The sequence below is a fragment of the Stenotrophomonas sp. TWI1183 genome, assembly GCF_039673115.1.
Classification (GTDB): Bacteria; Pseudomonadota; Gammaproteobacteria; order Xanthomonadales; family Xanthomonadaceae; genus Stenotrophomonas; species Stenotrophomonas maltophilia_AA.
In genome coordinates, this window is sequence record NZ_JBDJKZ010000002.1 from 175,187 (window position 1) to 194,139 (window position 18,953).

Consider the following 18,953-nt stretch of genomic DNA (forward strand, 5'->3'; position numbering starts at 1 on the left):
GGTCCCGGCGTGATTCCACTAATAGGCAGAAAGCTGAACGCCCGGCCCACCCCCGGGCGTTCGGTTTATGTATATCGCCCGCGCCGCTTCACTAATGCGGCCATTTGCTCCACCCTAGCGGCCCTCCCCGGGGCCCTGCCCATAGAATCCTGACGCCATGCCCAAGCACCTGCTCATCGTCGAATCGCCCGCCAAGGCCAAGACGATCAACAAATACCTCGGCAAGGACTTCACTGTCCTGGCCTCGTATGGGCATGTGCGTGACCTGGTGCCCAAGGAAGGCGCGGTCGATCCCGACAACAACTTCGCGATGCGCTACGACCTCATCGAGAAGAACGAGAAGCACGTCGATGCCATCGTCAAGGCGGCCAAAACCGCCGACGACATCTTCCTGGCGACCGATCCGGATCGCGAGGGTGAAGCGATCAGCTGGCATATCGCCGAAATCCTGAAGGAACGCGGGCTGGTCAAGGACAAGCCGATGCAGCGCGTGGTCTTCACCGAGATCACCCCGCGCGCCATCAAGGAAGCGATGGGCCACCCGCGCGAGATCGCCGGCGACCTGGTCGATGCCCAGCAGGCGCGCCGCGCGCTGGACTACCTGGTCGGTTTCAACCTGTCCCCGGTGCTGTGGCGCAAGGTGCAGCGCGGCCTGTCCGCCGGCCGCGTGCAGAGCCCGGCGCTGCGCATGATCGTCGAGCGCGAAGAAGAGATCGAAGCCTTCATCGCCCGCGAGTACTGGAGCATCGATGCGCTGTGCGCGCATCCCTCGCAGCACTTCAATGCGCGCCTGATCAAGCTGGACGGCCAGAAGTTCGAACAGTTCACCGTGACCGACGGCGACACCGCCGAGGCCGCGCGCATGCGCATCCAGCAGGCCGCCCAGGGCGCCCTGCATGTCACCGACGTGGTCAGCAAGGAGCGCAAGCGCCGCCCGGCCCCACCGTTCACCACCTCCACGCTGCAGCAGGAAGCCTCGCGCAAGCTCGGCTTCACCACGCGCAAGACCATGCAGGTCGCGCAGAAGCTGTACGAAGGCATGGCGATCGGTGAGGAAGAAGGCACCGTCGGCCTGATCTCGTACATGCGTACCGACTCGGTGAACCTCTCGCAGGACGCACTGGCCGAGATCCGCGACGTGATCGCGCGCGACTACGGCATCGGCTCGCTGCCGGACCAGCCGAACACCTACCAGACCAAATCCAAGAACGCCCAGGAAGCCCACGAAGCCGTGCGCCCGACCTCGGCGCTGCGCACGCCTGCCCAGGTGGCGCGCTTCCTCACCGATGACGAGCGCAAGCTGTACGAGCTGATCTGGAAGCGCGCCGTCGCCTGCCAGATGATCCCGGCCACGCTCAACACCGTCAGCGTGGACCTCTCGGCCGGCAGCGAGCACGTGTTCCGCGCCAGCGGCACCACCGTGGTCGTGCCCGGCTTCCTCGCCGTGTACGAGGAAGGCAAGGACAACAAGAGCGCCGAGGACGACGATGAAGGCCGCAAGCTGCCGGCGATGAAGCCCGGCGACCGCGTGCCGCTCGAGCGCATCCTGGCCGAACAGCACTTCACCCAGCCGCCGCCGCGCTTCACCGAAGCGGCGCTGGTCAAGGCGCTCGAGGAGTACGGCATCGGCCGTCCCTCGACCTACGCCTCGATCATCCAGACCCTGCTGTTCCGCAAATACGTGGAAATGGAAGGCCGCAGCTTCCGCCCGTCCGACGTCGGCCGTGCGGTGTCCAAGTTCCTGTCCAGCCACTTCACCCAGTACGTGGATTACGACTTCACCGCCAAGCTCGAAGACGAGCTCGATGCGGTGTCGCGGGGCGAGGAAGACTGGATCCCGCTGATGGCACGGTTCTGGGAACCGTTCCACAAGCTGGTCGGCGAAAAGAACGAATCGGTCGACCGCGCCGAAGCCAGTGGCGCGCGCGAGCTCGGTACCGACCCCAAGACCGGCAAGCCGGTCAGCGTGCGCCTGGGCCGTTTCGGGCCGTACGCGGCGATCGGCAGCACCGCCGAGGACGCCGAGGACAAGCCCAAGTTCGCCTCGCTGCGCCCGGGCCAGTCGATGCACACCATCTCCCTGGAAGACGCGCTGGAGCTGTTCCTGATGCCGCGCGCGCTCGGCCAGGACAAAGATGAGGATGTCAGCGTCGGCATCGGTCGCTTCGGTCCGTTCGCCAAGCGCGGCAGCACTTATGCCTCGCTGAAGAAGGAAGACGACCCGTACACCATCGACCTGGCCCGCGCCGTGTTCCTGATCGAAGAGAAGGAAGAGATCGCGCGCAACCGGATCATCAAGGAGTTCGAGGGCAGCGAGATCCAGGTCCTCAACGGCCGCTTCGGCCCGTACATCAGCGACGGCAAGATGAACGGCAAGATCCCGAAGGATCGCGAGCCCGCGTCGCTGACCCTGGCGGAAGTGCAGAAGCTGATGGAAGACACCGGCAAGCCGGTGCGCAAGGGCTTCGGCAAGAAGGCCGCGAAGAAGGTCGTGGCCAAGAAGGCACCGGCCAAGAAAGCCGCCGCGGGTGAAGCGACCAAGAAGACCGCGGTGAAGAAGGTCGCGAAGAAGGCCACGGCGAAGAAGGCCACGGCGAAGAAGGCCACCAAGAAAGCGGCCAAGAAGACCGTGAAGAAGGCCGTCAAGAAGGTCGCGGCTCCCTGAGCCTGGTTGACCCCTCCCGCCACGGCGGGAGGATAATGCGGGCCATGCATCCGGCCCGCCTCTCATGAACGAACTCACTGTGGACACCGCCCTGCCTGCGCTGCGCGCCGGCGGGGTGATCGCCTATCCCACCGAAGCGGTCTGGGGCCTGGGCTGCGATCCCGCGCACGAGGCGGCGGTGATGAAGCTGCTGCAGCTCAAACAGCGCCCGGTCGAGAAGGGCATGATCCTGGTCGCCGCCGATCCGGCCCAGCTGGACGGCTGGGTGCGCATGGATGCCCTGCCGCCGGACCGCCAAGGTGTCGTACTGGCCAGCTGGCCCGGCGCCAACACCTGGATCCTGCCGGCCGGCAAACGTGCGCCACGCTGGATCACCGGCGAGCACAGCGGCATCGCGGTGCGGATCAGCGCACACCCGCTGATTGCCGCGCTGTGCCGGGCCTGGGGCGGGCCACTGGTCTCCACCAGCGCCAACCTCGCCGGCGAGCCACCGGCCCGCACCCGCGAAGAGCTGGACCCGCGCCTGCTGGCCCTGCTCGATGGCCTGATCGACGGCCACACCGGTGGCCTGGCGCAACCCACGCCGATCCGCGATGCGCTCAGCGGCCAGGTGTTGCGCAGCTGAGCCGGCTTTTGCGCCGCGGCGGCCAAACCCGCACACTGCGCGCATGACCCTGCGCCCTGCCTTGTGGTTGTCCCTGCTCGCACTGCTGAGCCCTGTCGTGCCCGCCGCGGCGCAGACCGACAATGTGCGCGCCTACCGCTGCGTGGGCAGCAACGGCGCCGTCTCGCTGCAGGACGCACCGTGTCGCGAAGGCCGGCAGGAAGTCCGCGACCTGCAGCGCCCGCGCGACCCGGCGCCGCAGGTGGTGCGCAGCGACCGTACGCCCGACCCGGCGCCGGCCCCGCGCGCGCCCGAACGCGAAGTGCGCTACGTGCATGTACAGCCGCCGCAGCCGATGTACGAATGCACGACCAGCGAGGGCGACACCTACGTCAGCGACAGCAGCGAGGGCAATCCGCGCTGGGTGCCGATCTGGACCAATGCCTATCTGCCCTATCCATCCGGACCGCGGCCGCCCCCGGGCGGCTACCCGCCACCGCGTCCGCTGCCCCCCATCGCACCGATGGGCAGTGGCTCGGTCAGCAGCAGCGGTGGCGCGGTGTCGGTGACCGGCGGCGGCACGCGGGGCGGCGGCAGCATCAGCATCGGCGGGGGCAGTTCGCACTGGCAGGGCGGTGGCTATCCGCATCCGGGGCTGGGCACCAACGTGGTGGTGCCGGCCGGTAACGTGCTGGTCCGCGACGAATGCCATGCGCTGCCCGCGCAGGAAGTCTGCTCGCGGCTGAAGGACCGGCGCTGGGACCTGATCCGCCGCTACAACAGCGCGCTGCAGGGCGAGCGCGACGCACTCACCCGCGAGCAGCGCGGGATCGATGCGCGCCTTGACCAGGACTGCGGCGGCCACTGAGCGCGCTGCGCTCTACACTGATGCGATGAAACGACGGTTCCTGCTGCTCTTGTTGCTCGTGCCCCTGCCGGCGGTTGCCGACGATGCGGTGTTCTTCCGCTGCACCGATGCGGGCGGCAACCTGACCATCCAGAGCGTGGCCTGCCCGGCCGGGAGCGAGCAGCGCATCCAGCGGATCAGCGCACCGGTCCGCGCACCGGCCGACGTGCCGTCCGCGCCGGTCGCACCCCCCTCCCGTCACACCATGCCGCCGCTGCCGCAGGAAGGTGACGAGGACAGCGGCCTGCTCGACAGCGCCGCGCTGCGCCCGGAAGCGCCGACGGCCGGGCCCGACGACACCGTGCCGGCCAAGCCCCCATTGCCGGAGATCTATCAGTGCGTCTCCGCCGAGGGCAACCGCTACCTGCACGAACGCGAACCGGCGCCGTCGCGCTGCGAGTCGCTGGCCATCACCGGCCTGGGCGGCAGCAGCGCGCCGAGCAATGCGGCCAGCTGCGAAGTCGTGCGCGATGTCTGCGCGCCGGTGGCGGAGGCCCAGCGCTGCAGCAGCTGGCAGCAGCGCTTCCGCGATGCGCGCGGCCGCGAGCGTTTCGCCGCGCCCGAGAATGAGGCCGCCGCGACCGCCGAGCGCGCGCGCCTGGAAGCGGTGTTGGCCGAGAGCGATTGCCCGCTGCCGTGACTGGATCCACCGTATGCCATGACCGCGTTCTGCCGCGCACCCTGTGACCGGTAGTGCCGGCCGCTGGCCGGCTCAGAACCCGTAGCGCAGGAACCCGCCATCCACCGCGATGCACTCGCCGGTGACATAGCTGGACGCCGGCAGGCACAGGAAGCCCACGGCCGCAGCCACCTCTTCGGGTTCGCCGATGCGGCGCATGGGGGTGCGATCGATCACCTGCTCGTAGTAATCCGGATCGGACAACGGCCCGGAGGTGCGCCGGGTGCGGATGTACCACGGCGCCACGGCGTTCACGCGGATGCCGTCCTCGGCCCATTCCACGGCCAGGTTGCGGGTCATCTGGTGCATCGCGGCCTTGGTCATGCCGTACACCGCACCACTGCGTACATGGGTCAGGCCGGAGACGCTGCCCACATTGACGATCGCCGAGGCCGCGTGCCGGGCCAGCAGCGGGTGCGCGTAGCGCGACAGCTCGAACGCCGAGAACAGATTGGTCTCGAAGATCCCGCGCCATTCGTCTTCGGTGTATTCGGTGGCCGGCTTGCTGATGTTGCCCCCGGCGTTGTTGACCAGGATGTGCAGGCCATCGCTGTGGTCTTCCACCCAGTCCAGGATCTCGCGACGATCCTCGTCATCGGAGACGTCGGCGGCCAGGCCGTGGATCTCCCGGTCAGGGAAGGCGTCGGCCAGTTCGTCGCGGGCCATTTCCAGGGCATCGGCATCGCGGCCGACGATCAGCAGGTCCGCACCGAAGCCCAGCAGTTCGCGCGCGATCGCCAAGCCGATGCCGGCACTGGCGCCGGTGATCAATGCGGTCTGTCCATCCAGTCGCCAACGTTGCGCGCTCACGCCCTTCTCCTGCAGTGATCCATGGAATGCGGCACCCACAGTGCTGCCCGGATAGGATAACGCGCGATGGCCCGCGCACCGGAGGCCATCACGCGCGATGCGCGAGGCGGTGGGACACTGGTCCTCCGCTACCGGCTCAACGAGGGAGGTTGCCATGACGATCCGTATTGCCCTGCCGCTGCTCGCGATGATCGCGCTGAGCGCCTGCAACCGCCCGGTGCCGCCAGCACCGGACACCCCACCGGAACCGCAGGCCACCGAACTGCGCGATGCAATCCAGAAACCGATCGACCGCGCCCGGTCGGTCAGCGACACCCTGCAGCAGTCCGCCGACGCCCGCGCCGCCGAAGCCGACCGCGCCAGCGGTGACACGCCACCGCCCGAGCCCAGCCCGTGATCCGATGGGCCGGATAGCAGAACGCCCGGCACAGGCCGGGCGTTCGGGTGTCACAGGGCGCCGCTGAGCCCGCTTACAGACCGCAGAAGCAGTACACCAGCGTCTTGACCGGCGCGGCGTTGTTGCGCGGGTCACGTGCGGCGTCTTCGACGAAGCGCAGCTGGGTATCCAGCTCCGGCATCGAACGGGCCAGCATCAGACGGGCCATGCCCGACTCGCCCAGCATCCAGGCACCGGCATGGCTGCCGGCGAAGCCGCTGAGGAACTGCGCGAACGGCGTGGCCGCCTTCTCGATGTAGCGCACGCGGAACTTGCCGGCCTCACCGAGCTTGGCGCGGCTGGCGGCATCGGCGACGGCGGTCTTCAGGCCACCGAACTCATCGACCAGGCCGCGTTCCTTGGCCTGCGCACCGCTCCACACACGACCCCGGGCGACTTCATCGACCGCTTCCACCGGCTTGTTGCGCGCGGCGGCGACCTTGCCGGTGAAATCGGCGTAGCCCTTGTTGATCACCGACTGGATGACCTGGCCCACGGCCGGGTCCATCGGGCGGGTGATGTCGAACGCACCGGCGAAGCGGGTGGTGCCCACGCCATCGGTATGCACGCCGATCTTGTCCAGCGAGCGGGCCACGTTCGGGATCATGCCGAAGATGCCGATCGAACCGGTGATCGTGGACGGGTCGGCGTAGATGCGATCGGCGTTCATGCTGATCCAGTAACCGCCCGAGGCCGCCAGATCGCCCATCGAGACCACCACCGGCTTGCCGGCTTCCTTCAGCGCGACCACTTCGCGGCGGATCTGCTCGGAGGCGAACACTTCACCGCCCGGCGAGCTGACGCGCAGCACCACGGCCTTCACGTCCTTGTCGTCGCGCGCCTCGCGCAGCAGCGCCGAGGTCGATTCGCCACCGATGCGGCCGGCCGGCAGATCGCCGCCGGAGATTTCACCGGAAGCCACGATCACCGCCACCTGCGGACGCGAGTCCACCGGCGAACGACGGCTGTCGAGCACGCTCAGGTACGCATCGAGGTTGACGTTGCGGTAGCCACCGTCGGCGTCATCGTCGGCGATGCCGCGTTCGGTCAGCAGGGTGTCCACTTCCTCGCGCGTCTTCAGGCCGTCCACCAGCTTCTGCTGCAGGGCGAACTTGGCCAGGTCGCCACCGGCGGCGGCGATGCCTTCGGGCATGGTGTCGATGCCGGCGGCCAACTGTGCCGGGTCGAGCTTGCGTGCCTTGGCGATGTCGGCCAGGTAGCGCTGCCACACATCGTTCATCCAGAACAGATCGGCTTCCTTGGCCTGCGGCGAAGCGGCATCCAGCACGTACGGTTCGGCGGCCGACTTGTACTCGCCCACCTTGAACAGGTGCACGTCCACGCCGAGCTTGTCCTGCAGGCCGGTGCGGAAGTACTGGCGGTAGCGGCCCAGGCCCTCGAGCACCACGCCGCCCATCGGGTCCAGGTAGACCTCATTGGCCTGCGAGGCCAGCAGGTACTGCGACTGGCTCATGTTCTCGCTGAAGGCGACCACCTGCTTGCCGGCGGCACGCAGTTCCTGCAGCGCGACGGTCACTTCGCGCATCGAGGCGAAGCCGCTGGGCTGCAGCTTGTCCAGCTCGAGCACCACGCGCTCGATCTTCTTGTCGGTCTTGGCGGCCTCCAGCGCGCGGATCAGATCGCGCAGCTGGATTTCTTCGGCGCCCTTGTCACCGACCGCCTTGCCCAGCGCGCGGCTGACCGGATCGGCACTGAACTGCTCGACCAGACGGCCTTCCGGTGCGATCACCAGGGTCGTGCGGTCCTGCAGCGATGCCTTCGAGGTCGCGCTCTTGCCCATCGCGACGATGAACAGGATCAGGATCAGGAACAGCAGGCCGAAGAACACCAGGTTGAGGATGAGCCGGCGGGTAAAGTTCATCACATCCCACAGCCCGATGAAGAAGCTGGCGACGGGATTGCGACGCGCGGGTTGGTTCATGGGGGTAACTCCAGAGTGGCTTCTTGCCGTGGTGCCAGAATAGCCGGTGCCGGGCGCGCCGGCATCGGACACAAGTCAGGGTGTCGAAGGGAGCCCGGCGCGGGCGCTGCTCACGCGCAGTCGCCAGGCCATCAGGATGGCAGCGGCGGTCAGGCCCAGGATCAGGCCCAGCCACATGCCCTGCGGGCCCATGCCCAGGCCCAGTCCCAGCCCGGCGCCGAGCGGCATGCCCAGGCCCCAGTACGAGAACATCGCGATGAACATCGGCACACGGGTGTCCTTGAGCCCGCGCAGCGCGCCGGCCGAGAGCACCTGGATGCCATCCGGGAACTGGAACGCCGCCGCATACAGCAGCAGGGTCGAGGCCAGTGCGGCCACGCCCAGATCGTTCGTGTAGACGCCGACGATGGCGTCATGGCCGAACAGCAGCACCAGCGCCGAGAACGTCTGTGTGCCCAGGATGATCAGCAGCCCGGCGATCGCCGCCCGGCGCACGCCCAGCCCGTTGCCGCTGCCGACCGCATGGCCGACCCGCACCGTGGTGGCCTCGGCCACGCCCATCGGGATCATGAAGCACAGCTGGGCGACATTGATCGCGATCTGGTGCGAGGCCGCTTCGGTGGCGCCGAGGCGACCTATCAGCAGTGCGGTGACGATGAACAGCCCGCCTTCCATCAGCACGGTGATGCCGATCGGCAGGCCGGTCCGCAGCAGGTCCCAGATCGCGCTCCAGCGCGGCGCCTCGAAATGCGAGAACAGCTGCAGGTGGGCAAAGCGCTTGGTCTTCCAGAGATAGCCGGCAAAGCACAGTGCCTGCAGCCACATCATGATCGCCGAGGCCATGCCCAGGCCTTCGGCGCCCAGCTCGGGGAAACCGAGCTTGCCGTAGCAGAGCACGTAGCCCAGCGGGGCCAGCACCAGCAGGCCGCCGAAGCCCAGCAGCATCGTCGGCAGCGTCCAGTGCATGCCCTCGCTCAGGTAGCGCATGCAGAAGTACAGCGTCAGCGCCGGGCCGCCCCAGCGCACCGCATGCAGGAACGCGGTCGCGCCGGGCACGATGTCCGGCGCGATGCCGAACGCCGGCAGCAGCGGCGGCACCACCGTGAGGAAGGTGAACATGATCAGGCCCAGGCCCAGCGCCAACCACAGCGCCTGCCGGAACAGCGGGCCGATCTCGCGCTCGCGGCCCGCGCCGTGCAGCTGCGAGACCGAGGCGGTCAGCGAGATCAGGGTGCCGATCGGGATCAGCATCGGCAACCACAGCAGTGCGGTGCCGATGGTGACGGCCGCGAGCGTGTGGGTGCCGTGGTGACCGGCGATCACGTTGTCGACGAAGGAGATCAGGCCGGTGGAAACATGGCCCAGAACCAGCGGCAGCGCGAGCAGACCGGTGGCGCGCACTTCCCGGGAGAGGCGCGGCGTGGAGGAAGCGGTAGACATGGACGTCACAGACGGCAACTGCGGTCGCGCGCGGAGGGCACAGGCACCGGGTTGCGGACCGATATCTTACGCGCGCGGCCGGGGAAAAGCCGCGCTTTCAGCTAAACGGGGCGATGCCGTCAGTGGCCGACGTGTTCGCGCAGCCAGCTGTCGCGCGCACCCGGGGCCACTCCGAGGAACTCGGCGCGGACGCGGTCGCGATCCTGCGGCGGGGTGCGCTGGGCGACCAGGGTCAACTGGGTGAGCTGGGACGGCGTGAGCTGGCGCAGCACCGCCAACGCGGTCGGGCGCTGCTCGGCCGGCAGATAGCCGAACAGGCCCTGCAGCTTGGTGAACTCGTGGCCGAGCTGCGGGCCGAGCAGCCAGCCGTCGCGGAAGCGCTGGTCCTGCTCGGCGAAACGCTGGCGCAGCGCCTGCTGCTGGGCCGGGGGCAGCGCCGCAACCCGCGCCGCGGCGGCACGGACGCGGGCACGTTCGCTTTCGCCCATGGCCTGCCAGGCGGCATAGCGGCTGCGCAGCTCGCGCAGCTGGGCCGGGTCCAGCGCCGCCGGGGTCGCCGGGATGGCCGGCGCGGTGGCCGGCGCGGTGGCAGGGGTCGGCGCGGGCACGGCGAGGGGAACCTCGACCCGGTTGGGGGCGGCGCTGGCGGCGCTCGACAGCCCCAGGGCGATCAGCAGCAAGGCAGGCTTACTCATCGGCGGCAGCCGTCTCCAGGCCGGCGGTAGCGGGTTCGGGGCGGCTGGGCTGGGCCTGGGATTCGTCAACCGGGACGGGGCCCCCGGCGGCGAACCACGCGTACAGATCGGCATCGCGGGCGGTCGGCAGGTCCGGATCGGCCAGCATTGCCGCATCGCTGGCAGCGTACGGCGACGCGGTCGGGGCCACGGTCGGCAGGTCGTCGGCAGGCAACGCTTCCACGGTGACCGGCCCCGCATCGGCAACCGCGCCTTCGGGGGTCGCCACCTCGGGCCCGCCGGCCTGGCGCGCGTGTTTCCACCACGCCGCGCCGCCAAGCAGCACACCGGCGGTGACGGCCACGATCAGCACGCCCTTCCACGGGAAGCGACGGCCACGCGGGCGCCTGACCGGTCGGCGCTGGGCGGGCGCATCGGACTTGACCGGGGTGCGCCAGGAAGCGGCATCCGGCTGCTGGCTGGCCGGCGCCGCGACCGGTTGCTGCAGGCGCTGCAGCCGGCTGGCGGGCAGATCGCGAATGCGCAGCTGGACCTGCTCGGCCAGAGCGCGCCAGCCGGCGGCATCCGGGTTGCCATGGGCATCGCGGGGGCAGGCATCGGCCAGGGCGTGCTGGTAATCGGCCATCGGCAGATCCAGGATCTGTGCGGCCGCCGCTTCGTCCAGACCGCCGCCGATCCGCAGCAGGAACGCGAGCCGCGCCGGCGGGGTCAGGCCAGCCAGATGTTCCAGCGGCGACGGCCAACGGCCTGCGGTCGGCGCGCGCAGCGGCGCGCGGTGCACCAGCAGCGACCAGAACCGCTCCGGCCACTGGACCATGGGCAGGTCGCTGGCGATCCCGGCAAACGCCCGCATGACCGCGACCAGGGCCTGCTCGGCGACGGTCGGGTCGCCGCACTGCAGCTCGGCCACGACCAGGGCGCGGCGTTCAACGCCACGGAGAAACGCCGACAGCGCGCCGGCTGCGGTAGAGGAAACAGGGGCGGGCGCAGCCGTCATAGCAACTCCATCATTGTGTGGAAATGATAGCGATTGCGTCACTCCAGCGGCGCGCGGATGTTCATTTCCTGTGAGCGGCCACGGTCCGCAAAGCCTTCCGGTGCAAAAGGTTGTGCACAGCACCACGGAAAACCGGGGTAGAACCACACGTGAGCCCCGCGTCAAGTCTGTTTCAACTTTGTTTCACAGCTATCTTGTTGTTTTCATTGATCATTGTCGCTTGGCTATTTTTTGACCAACCTGAGAAGAACGTCGGAAGTTCCTGACGCAGGGCGGTCACATACGCAATGGCACACAGACTTATCCACAGAAGATGTGGATAAGCCTGAATCTCCAATCAACTCGGATATTTAGGTGGGATTTATGATTCGGCGCGCACCCCGTTGAGACGCTGAATGGGCGTGATCGGGTCCGCCGCCGCCCGCTACACTGACCCGATGACCTCCTCGTCTTCGACCCTGCGCGTCGCCCTCCCGGTGCCGCTGCCGCACTTGTTCGACTACGCCCCGCCGCCCGGCCCGGCCCCGGATCCGGCGATGACCGGGCAGCGGGTCCGGGTGCCGTTCGGCTCCCGGGAACTGGTCGGGGTGGTGGCGGGGATCGGCCAGGTGGAGGACCCCGGCAGCCTGCGCGCGGCGATCGAGTGGATCGACACCACGCCGCTGGTCACCGGCGAGCTGTGGCGCTCGCTGCAGTGGCTCGCGCGCTACACCCATGCCCCCCTGGGCGAAGTGGTCAGCACCGCCCTGCCTGGCCCGCTGCGGCGCGGGGAGGCCGTGCCGGATACCCATCAGTGGGGCTGGCAGTTGACGGACGCTGGCCGCGACCCGCAGCCCAGGCTGCGCAGCGGTACCCGCCCGCAGCGCCTGGCCGAATGCCTGGCCGAGGGCGTGGTGAACGAAGACCGGCTGGATACGTTGATGGACGACTGGCGCAGCGCTGCCCGGTCGCTGGCCAAGCGCGGTCTCGTCGAACGGATCGCGCTGGCGCACGCGCCGGCCGTGGCATCCCCGGCCAGCGGCCCTGCCCCGAATGCCGAGCAGGCCGACGCGATCGCCGCGATCACCGCCGCCGACGGTTTTGCCGCCTACCTGCTCGATGGCGTGACCGGCAGCGGCAAGACCGAGGTCTACCTGCAGGCGATCGTCGCCTGCCTGGCGCGGGGCAAGCAGGCGCTGGTGCTGGTGCCGGAGATCGGGCTGACCCCGCAGACGCTGTCGCGCTTCCGCAACCGCCTGGGCATTCCGGTGCATGTGCTGCACTCGGGCCTGAACGACAACGAGCGTGCCCGCGTCTGGGCGGCCGCCGCGCGGGGCGAAGCACAGGTCATCGTCGGCACGCGCTCGGCGGTGTTCACCCCGCTGCCGAATGCGGGCCTGATCGTCATCGACGAGGAGCACGACGGCAGCTACAAACAGCAGGACGGCATCCGCTACCACGCGCGTGATTTCGCGCTGGTACGCGCCAAGGCGCTGGACGTGGCGGTGGTGCTCGGCAGCGCCACGCCGTCACTGGAATCGCTGCACAACGCGCAGGCCGGGCGGTACACCCACCTGCGCCTGAAGCAGCGCGCGGGCGCGGCGCGTCCGCCGGTAGTCCGCGTGCTCGACGTGCGCAAACGGCCGCTGCGCGATGGGCTCTCGCCGGAAGTACTGGCCGGCATCACCCAGCACCTGCAGGCCGGGCACCAGGTGCTCGTCTTCAAGAACCGCCGCGGCTATGCCCCCGTGCTGCTCTGCCACGACTGCGGCTGGACCGCACCGTGCCAGCGCTGCGATGCGCCGATGACCGTGCACGCCGGCGGCCGCCGCCTGCAGTGCCACCACTGTGGCGCACGCCAGTCCGCGCCGCTGGCGTGCCCGGACTGCGGCAGCCTCGCGCTGCAGCCGCAGGGCATCGGGACCGAACGGCTGGAAGAACACCTGGTCGAAGCCTTCCCGGACTTCCCGGTGATCCGCATCGACCGCGGCACCACCGGCAAGCGCGATGCGCTGGAAACCCAGCTGGCCTCGCTCGGCGATCGCGCGGGCATCCTGGTCGGCACGCAGATCCTGGCCAAGGGCCACGACCTGCCGAAGCTGACCCTGGTGGTGGTGGTGGGGATCGATGAAGGCCTGTTCTCGGCCGACTTCCGCGCCAGCGAAAAACTCGCGCAGCAGCTGATCCAGGTCGCTGGCCGCGCCGGGCGCGCGGTCGATGCCGGCGAGGTGTGGCTGCAGACGCATCACCCCGGGCATCCCCTGCTGGAGACGCTGGTCAACGGCGGCTACCACGCCTTCGCCGAGGCCGAACTGCAGCAGCGCGAAGCGGCCGGTTTTCCACCGTTCGCGCATCTCGCGCTGCTGCGTGCCGAAGCACAACAGGTGGAGCATGCCAACGCGATGCTGAGTGCCGTGCGTGCCCTGATTCCCGACGATGCCGCCGTGGAACGCTACGGCCCGATGCCGGCACCGATGCCCCGCCGTGCCGGCTACCAGCGCACCCAGCTGCTGTTGTCCTCACCCGCCCGGCGTCCACTGCATGGCGTGCTGGATCAGGTGACGCCGCAGATCTCCGCGCTGCCCCAGGCACGCAAGGTGCGCTGGTCGCTGGATGTGGATCCGATGGATCTGTATTAGGCCGGCAACCCGATCAGGTCAACGCCGTCATGACCCCACGCTGATACGCCGGCCGCTGCTTCAACCGCTCGTACCACGCCGCCAGATGCGGCAGGTCCGGGCGCTGGATCGGCATCTCGAACCAGGCATAGATGAAGGCGCCCAGCGGGATATCGCCCATCGCGAACTGCTCGCCGGACAGATACGGCTGCCGCGACAGCGCGTCATCGGCCATCGCCAGCAGCTCGCCGGAGCGCACCAGCGCCGCCGCGATACGGGCCTCGTCACGGTCGGCCGGGGCCGTCCGCAGCGTGCCCCAGAACAGATCGCGGAACACCCCGGCGAAGGTCGAGGTGGTCCAGTCCATCCACTTCTCCGACTGTGCGCGCGCCACCACGTCTTCCGGGTACAAGGTGCCCAGCGCGTAGCGCGCGGAGAGATAGCGCACGATCGTGTTGGACTCCCACAGCGGCAGGCCGTGGTCTTCGATCACCGGCACCAGCCCGTTGGGATTCATCGCACGGTATTCCGGCGACTGCGTGCCACCGAATGCACCGCCGACCTCGATCGACTCGTACGGCGCCCCGATCTCCTCGGCACACCACAGCACTTTGCGCACGTTGCTGGAATTGCGACGGCCCCAGATTTTCAGCATGGTCGGACTCTCGTATCGGGCGATGCGCGGCACCGGGGTCGCGCGGTGCCGCTACGATACGCCCAACCGCACGCCGTTACTTCGCCGCCTTCGCCGCACTCTTCTTGGGCAGCGCGCGCACATAGGTCGATTTGCCGTCCTTCTTCATCTCGAACAGGCCGGTCGCGGCCAGCAGATCACTGAGTTTGCCGTACCCGTAATTGCGCGAATCGAACGAAGCCTGGTTGCCGATCTGGCTGCCGACCGGGCCCAGGTGCGACCAGCCATCCTCGGCTTCGGCCGAGGTCACCGCGCGCCGCAGCATCTGCACCAGCCGGGTGTCGTTGCGCAGCTCCGGGCCACTCTTGCGCGGGCGGGTTTCCTCGTTGTCCTGCTCCACCTCCTGATCGGCCGCATGCGGCTGACCCAGGGCTTCGATGTAGGTGAACTTCGAGCAGGCGTTGACGAACGGCTCCGGCGTTTTCTTCTCGCCGAAGCCATATACCTTGACCCCGTCGGTCAGCAGGCGCATCACCAGCGGGGTGAAATCCGCGTCGCTGGAGACGATCGCGAAGCCGTCCAGATTGCGGGCGTACAGCATGTCCATCGCGTCGATCACCATCGCCATGTCCGAGGCGTTCTTGCCGCGGCTGTAGGCGAACTGCTGGATCGGGCGGATCGCGTATTCGTGCAACACCGATTCCCACCCTTTCAGGCGCGGGCTCTTCCAGTTGCCGTAGGCGCGGCGGACATTGGCCACGCCGTAGCGGGCGACTTCGGCCAGCACCGCATCGATCTTGGACGAGGGCGCGTTGTCGGCATCGATCAGCAGGGCGATGCGCTTTTCCGGTTCGGACATCTCGGTCTCCAGCGTGGGATCGGATCGGCCATCGGGCAAGCGCGATGGCCCCTGAACCCAGTATCGGCCATCGACGTGAACATCGCGCTTCACGTGCGACCATGGGCCGCATCACGAGACGACCTGCGCCGCCCCCCTCCGGCGCCCGCCAAGGAGTGAAGCATGACCCGCGATCCCACGCCCCACCTGCTCATCATCGGTGGTGGTTTTGCCGGCCTCTGGGCCACCCGTGCCCTCGCCTCGGCGCACGTGCGCATCACCCTGGTGGACCGTCGCAACCACCATCTGTTCCAGCCCCTGCTTTACCAGGTGGCCACGGCGGGCCTGTCGGCCCCGGATATCGCCGCGCCGCTGCGTCACATCCTCGGCGACCAGCGCAACGTTGAAGTGCGGCTGGGCGAAGTGACCGACATCGACAAGGCGGCGCGCACCGCGACCCTGGCCGATGGCACGCAGATCGCCTACGACACCCTGATGCTGTGCACCGGCGCCACCCACGCGTATTTCGGCCACGACGAATGGGCCGCCGATGCGCCGGGCCTGAAGACGCTGGATGATGCCATCGCACTGCGCCGCAAGCTGCTGCTCGCCTTCGAGCGCGCCGAGGCCGAACCCGATCCCGCGCGCAAGGCGGCGTGGCTCAGTTTCGCCGTGGTCGGCGGTGGCCCCACCGGCGTGGAACTGGCCGGCACCCTGGCCGAGATTGCACGGCACACGCTGCGCAATGAGTTCCGCCATATCGATCCCGCCTCGGCCAAGGTCCGCCTGGTCGAGGCCGGCCCGCGCGTGCTGTCGACGTTCCCCGAAGTGCTCTCGCTCAAGGCGCGTCGGCAGCTGGAGAAGCTGGGCGTGGAAGTGCTCACCGGCACCCCCGTCAGCGACATCAATGCCGAAGGCTTCCAGCTCGGCGACCGCTTCGTCGAGGCTCGTACCGTGGTCTGGGCCGCGGGTGTCGCCGCCTCACCGCTGGCGCGTACGCTGGACGTCCCACTGGATCGCGCCGGCCGCGTGCCGGTGCAGCCCGATCTCACGCTGGACGGCCACCCGGAGATCTTCGTCGCCGGCGACCTCGCCGCACTGACCCAGGCCGACGGCAAGCCGGTGCCCGGCGTCGCGCCAGCGGCCAAGCAGATGGGCAAGCACGTGGCGACCACGATCCAGGCACGGCTGGCTGGCAAGCCTGCGCCGGGCCCGTTCAACTACCAGGACTTCGGCAACCTGGCGACCATCGGCCGCATGGCCGCGATCGTCCACCTCGGCCGCCTGCAGCTCTCCGGCGTGCTGGCCTGGTGGTTCTGGCTGGCCGCGCACGTGTTCTTCCTGATCGGCTTCCGCAACCGCGTCGTGGTCCTGCTGAACTGGGCGGTGGCGTACTGGAGCTACCAGCGCAGCGCGCGGATCATCTTCGGTGATGCGCAGGATGATCGCCGGCCGAAACGACCGCCGACGCCCTGATCGTCCGTGCCGCAACAGTGGCAGCCGGCCGTGCCTGGCTGCCATCGTTCACTTCGGCTTGCTGTACCACAGCGCGTTGACGATCACCCAGCGCTCGCCGAACCGCCCCATGTGGAAGTAATCCACGAACCACGGGGTTTCCAGCCGCACCGAGGCGGCGTTGCCAACGACATCGAGCACCTTGCACTGCCGGTTCCACGCGGCCTTCGGCGTCTTCAGCGCGCCGGCCCTGGTCAACCCGACCAGTTCCTCTTTCGACATCCGGCGCAGGCCAAGCCGCTCGTCCGGCGTATCGCCCAGGATCGCGCGCTTGGCCAGGTCCGGGTGCAGCGAGCGCGCCACGCGCTCGGGATTTCCTTCCAGCTGCCCATCCACATAATCGAAACAGGTCGCTTCGATGGCGGCCACCGTGGCCGGATCAGGACCATGGACAGCCGGTGTGGCGGCCGTGGCAACCGCGAGCATCAGGGACAACGTCGACATCGATTCTCTCCGGCAGGCGGACCTTCGAATGGATCACGCAGCGTTGCGGTGGCTCACCCTTGGGACAGGCATCCCCAGCCGTCGACCTGGCCGCTGTAGGAGACCGCCTCGCTGGCCAGCAGACCTTCGAAGCCCGAGATGTTCTGGTGCGTCGGCAGCATCAGCGGATGCACCACCACCTGCCACGGGAACTCATCGTTGCCCTCGTACGCGGCGAAGGACACCTTCTGGTCGTTCTTGAGCAGGTGCACGGCGAAGGCGATCGCCACGTCCTGGGTCGGGAAGATCAACGCGAAATCCACCTCGCGCGGAATCGTCAGATCGTCGCCGTCCTGCAGCATGTTCCAGAGCACATCGCCATTCTCATCTTCCGGGTACAACGACAGATCGCGGGACATGGCACTCCAGGGCTTGGGCAAGCGGATCAACGAACGATGCTCGATGGTATGCCGCCAGCGGAGCCCCGAACAACCCGCGCGCGGAGCTACGTGGAATCAGGCAGCGCCAGCCATGCCAGCTTGCGCTCCCGCGGTTGCCGCTTGAGCTGCCACTCGGCCTTCGAGGCCGCCGCGCGGTCCGGGTAGGCACGCATCGCCAGCACCTTCACCGGCGGGTTGGCCCGCGTGTACTTCGCCCCTTTTCCGGCCAGATGGGCCTGGAAGCGCGCGTCCACGTCGTTGCTGATGCCGGCGTAATAGCTGCCGTTGCGGCATTCAAGCAGGTACAGGTACCAGAGGGCGGGTTCAGCGGGCATACCGGGATTATCGCCCGGTGCAGGCCCGGCGGCTGCTAGAATCCGCCCCGGATGCAGGAGAGAGGCGCCGCGCTGGCGCCCGCCGAAGGCGCAGGCTCCCATAATCGCTCAGGCCGGTGGCTGCACAGCCACCAACCATGCATCCGACACGCCGATCTGGAGAGAGGTCTTCAATGACCCGCCGAAGGGGCACGTGGCCTTGGCCACCGAACTCTCAGGCAAAAGGACAGCGGGAGCGGCAACGGAATCCCACCCACGACAGTGCAGCAGCGCTGGCGTGACGCGTGCGCGTTTCCGTCCCCGCCTGCCGTGTCCCCGGAGCCCCTCCCCATGCTGCTCTCCCTGATCTACCTCATCGCCATCTCGGCCGAAGCCATGACCGGCGCGCTGTCGGCCGGCCGGCGCCGCATGGACCTGTTCGGCGTGGTCATCATCGCCTGCGTCACCGCGCTCGGTGGCGGCTCGCTGCGCGACATCGTGCTCGGTCACTACCCGCTGGGCTGGGTGAAACATCCGGAATACCTGGGCTTCACCATCTGCGCGGCACTGATCGCCACCTGGGTCGCCCGCTGGATGCATCATTTCCGCCGGACCTTCCTGGTGCTCGATGGGCTGGGACTGATCGCCTTCACCCTGATCGGCTGCGCGGTCGCACGCGAGGGCGGGCACACCGTGCCGATCATCCTGATCGCCGGCATGCTCACCGGTGCGTTCGGCGGCGTGCTGCGCGATGTGCTGTGCAACGAGGTGCCGCTGATCTTCCAGAAAGAACTGTATGCGGTGATCACCCTGCTCACCGGTGCGGCGTACCTGGCGCTGCTGGAACTCGGCGTGTCGCTCAACGCGGCGACGCTGTGGTGCCTGGGCGGCGGTTTCCTGTTCCGCCTGCTGGCGATCCACTTCAAATGGGAAATGCCGAAGTTCGTGTACCGCGACGAGGTGCATTGAACGGAACGTTCAATGCACCGGTAGCACCCGACCGTTGGTCATCCACCC

18 protein-coding genes and 2 riboswitches are annotated in these 18,953 nt (G+C 68.5%); of the genes, 8 read left to right on the forward strand and 10 right to left on the reverse strand.

Annotated features, from left to right (window positions below; genetic code table 11):
- Positions 1-157: 157 nt before the first annotated feature.
- The 4 genes from ABE434_RS03195 (at position 158) to ABE434_RS03210 (ending at position 4,816) form a co-directional block, all read left to right on the forward strand.
- Positions 158-2,665: a DNA topoisomerase I gene (locus tag ABE434_RS03195; protein WP_346477799.1), complete on the forward strand. Its 2,508-nt coding sequence runs from the start codon at positions 158-160 to the stop codon at positions 2,663-2,665.
- A 64-nt stretch (positions 2,666-2,729) separates the two neighbouring features.
- Positions 2,730-3,290 (forward strand): Sua5/YciO/YrdC/YwlC family protein, encoded by a 561-nt coding sequence (locus ABE434_RS03200; RefSeq protein ID WP_346477800.1) that lies wholly within the window; start codon positions 2,730-2,732, stop codon positions 3,288-3,290.
- A gap of 43 nt (positions 3,291-3,333) precedes the next feature.
- Positions 3,334-4,137 (forward strand): DUF4124 domain-containing protein, encoded by an 804-nt coding sequence (locus ABE434_RS03205; protein WP_346477801.1) that lies wholly within the window; start codon positions 3,334-3,336, stop codon positions 4,135-4,137.
- A gap of 25 nt (positions 4,138-4,162) precedes the next feature.
- A complete protein-coding gene (locus ABE434_RS03210; protein WP_346477802.1) occupies positions 4,163-4,816 on the forward strand; it encodes a DUF4124 domain-containing protein in 654 nt (217 codons plus the stop codon).
- Between the two features lie 72 nt (positions 4,817-4,888).
- On the opposite strand, the gene ABE434_RS03215 is transcribed toward ABE434_RS03210, so the two are convergent.
- Positions 4,889-5,665 (reverse strand): SDR family oxidoreductase, encoded by a 777-nt coding sequence (locus ABE434_RS03215; RefSeq protein ID WP_019183576.1) that lies wholly within the window; start codon positions 5,663-5,665, stop codon positions 4,889-4,891.
- A 154-nt stretch (positions 5,666-5,819) separates the two neighbouring features.
- Here ABE434_RS03215 and ABE434_RS03220 point away from each other — a divergent pair, with 154 nt between their 5' ends.
- A complete protein-coding gene (locus tag ABE434_RS03220) occupies positions 5,820-6,062 on the forward strand; it encodes a hypothetical protein (RefSeq protein ID WP_346477803.1) in 243 nt (80 codons plus the stop codon).
- 73 nt (positions 6,063-6,135) lie between these two features.
- Here ABE434_RS03220 and sppA read toward each other — a convergent pair whose 3' ends face one another.
- The 4 genes from sppA to ABE434_RS03240 form a co-directional block, all read right to left on the reverse strand.
- On the reverse strand, positions 6,136-8,043 hold the full coding sequence (gene sppA / locus ABE434_RS03225; RefSeq protein ID WP_176988060.1) for a signal peptide peptidase SppA: 1,908 nt from the start codon (positions 8,041-8,043) through the stop codon (positions 6,136-6,138).
- A 75-nt stretch (positions 8,044-8,118) separates the two neighbouring features.
- A complete protein-coding gene (locus tag ABE434_RS03230; protein ID WP_346477805.1) occupies positions 8,119-9,483 on the reverse strand; it encodes an MATE family efflux transporter in 1,365 nt (454 codons plus the stop codon).
- Between the two features lie 119 nt (positions 9,484-9,602).
- Entirely contained in the window at positions 9,603-10,178 is a 576-nt protein-coding gene (locus tag ABE434_RS03235) for a DUF3106 domain-containing protein (protein ID WP_346477806.1), read from the reverse strand.
- Complete coding sequence (locus ABE434_RS03240) at positions 10,171-11,175, reverse strand: hypothetical protein (protein ID WP_346477807.1); 1,005 nt, start codon at positions 11,173-11,175, stop codon at positions 10,171-10,173. The genes ABE434_RS03235 and ABE434_RS03240 overlap by 8 nt, the downstream gene beginning before the upstream one ends.
- Before the next feature lie 437 nt (positions 11,176-11,612).
- Between ABE434_RS03240 and ABE434_RS03245 the strand changes: the two genes are divergently transcribed.
- Complete coding sequence (locus tag ABE434_RS03245) at positions 11,613-13,793, forward strand: primosomal protein N' (protein WP_346477808.1); 2,181 nt, start codon at positions 11,613-11,615, stop codon at positions 13,791-13,793.
- 13 nt (positions 13,794-13,806) lie between these two features.
- Here ABE434_RS03245 and ABE434_RS03250 read toward each other — a convergent pair whose 3' ends face one another.
- Both ABE434_RS03250 and ABE434_RS03255 read right to left on the reverse strand, forming a co-directional pair.
- Positions 13,807-14,427 carry a glutathione S-transferase gene (locus ABE434_RS03250; protein WP_176988056.1) on the reverse strand — a complete coding sequence of 207 codons (621 nt, stop codon included), beginning with the start codon at positions 14,425-14,427 and terminating at the stop codon, positions 13,807-13,809.
- A 76-nt stretch (positions 14,428-14,503) separates the two neighbouring features.
- Positions 14,504-15,265 carry an NYN domain-containing protein gene (locus tag ABE434_RS03255; RefSeq protein ID WP_123730048.1) on the reverse strand — a complete coding sequence of 254 codons (762 nt, stop codon included), beginning with the start codon at positions 15,263-15,265 and terminating at the stop codon, positions 14,504-14,506.
- Between the two features lie 162 nt (positions 15,266-15,427).
- Between ABE434_RS03255 and ABE434_RS03260 the strand changes: the two genes are divergently transcribed.
- Positions 15,428-16,720 (forward strand): NAD(P)/FAD-dependent oxidoreductase, encoded by a 1,293-nt coding sequence (locus ABE434_RS03260; protein WP_346477809.1) that lies wholly within the window; start codon positions 15,428-15,430, stop codon positions 16,718-16,720.
- Positions 16,721-16,768: 48 nt separating this feature from the next.
- Here the strand turns inward: ABE434_RS03260 and ABE434_RS03265 are convergent, their stop codons facing one another.
- The 3 genes from ABE434_RS03265 to ABE434_RS03275 form a co-directional block, all read right to left on the reverse strand.
- The gene (locus ABE434_RS03265) at positions 16,769-17,203 is read right to left on the reverse strand and encodes a nuclear transport factor 2 family protein (protein WP_176988053.1); all 435 of its coding nucleotides are present in this window, start codon (positions 17,201-17,203) and stop codon (positions 16,769-16,771) included.
- 53 nt (positions 17,204-17,256) lie between these two features.
- Positions 17,257-17,601 (reverse strand): ribonuclease E inhibitor RraB, encoded by a 345-nt coding sequence (locus ABE434_RS03270; protein ID WP_176988052.1) that lies wholly within the window; start codon positions 17,599-17,601, stop codon positions 17,257-17,259.
- 86 nt (positions 17,602-17,687) lie between these two features.
- Entirely contained in the window at positions 17,688-17,957 is a 270-nt protein-coding gene (locus tag ABE434_RS03275) for a GIY-YIG nuclease family protein (protein ID WP_176988051.1), read from the reverse strand.
- Positions 17,958-18,001: 44 nt separating this feature from the next.
- Positions 18,002-18,095: riboswitch (glycine riboswitch) on the forward strand.
- Between the two features lie 8 nt (positions 18,096-18,103).
- Positions 18,104-18,195: riboswitch (glycine riboswitch) on the forward strand.
- A 92-nt stretch (positions 18,196-18,287) separates the two neighbouring features.
- Between ABE434_RS03275 and ABE434_RS03280 the strand changes: the two genes are divergently transcribed.
- On the forward strand, positions 18,288-18,905 hold the full coding sequence (locus ABE434_RS03280) for a trimeric intracellular cation channel family protein (protein WP_121040317.1): 618 nt from the start codon (positions 18,288-18,290) through the stop codon (positions 18,903-18,905).
- Positions 18,906-18,953 lie beyond the last annotated feature (48 nt).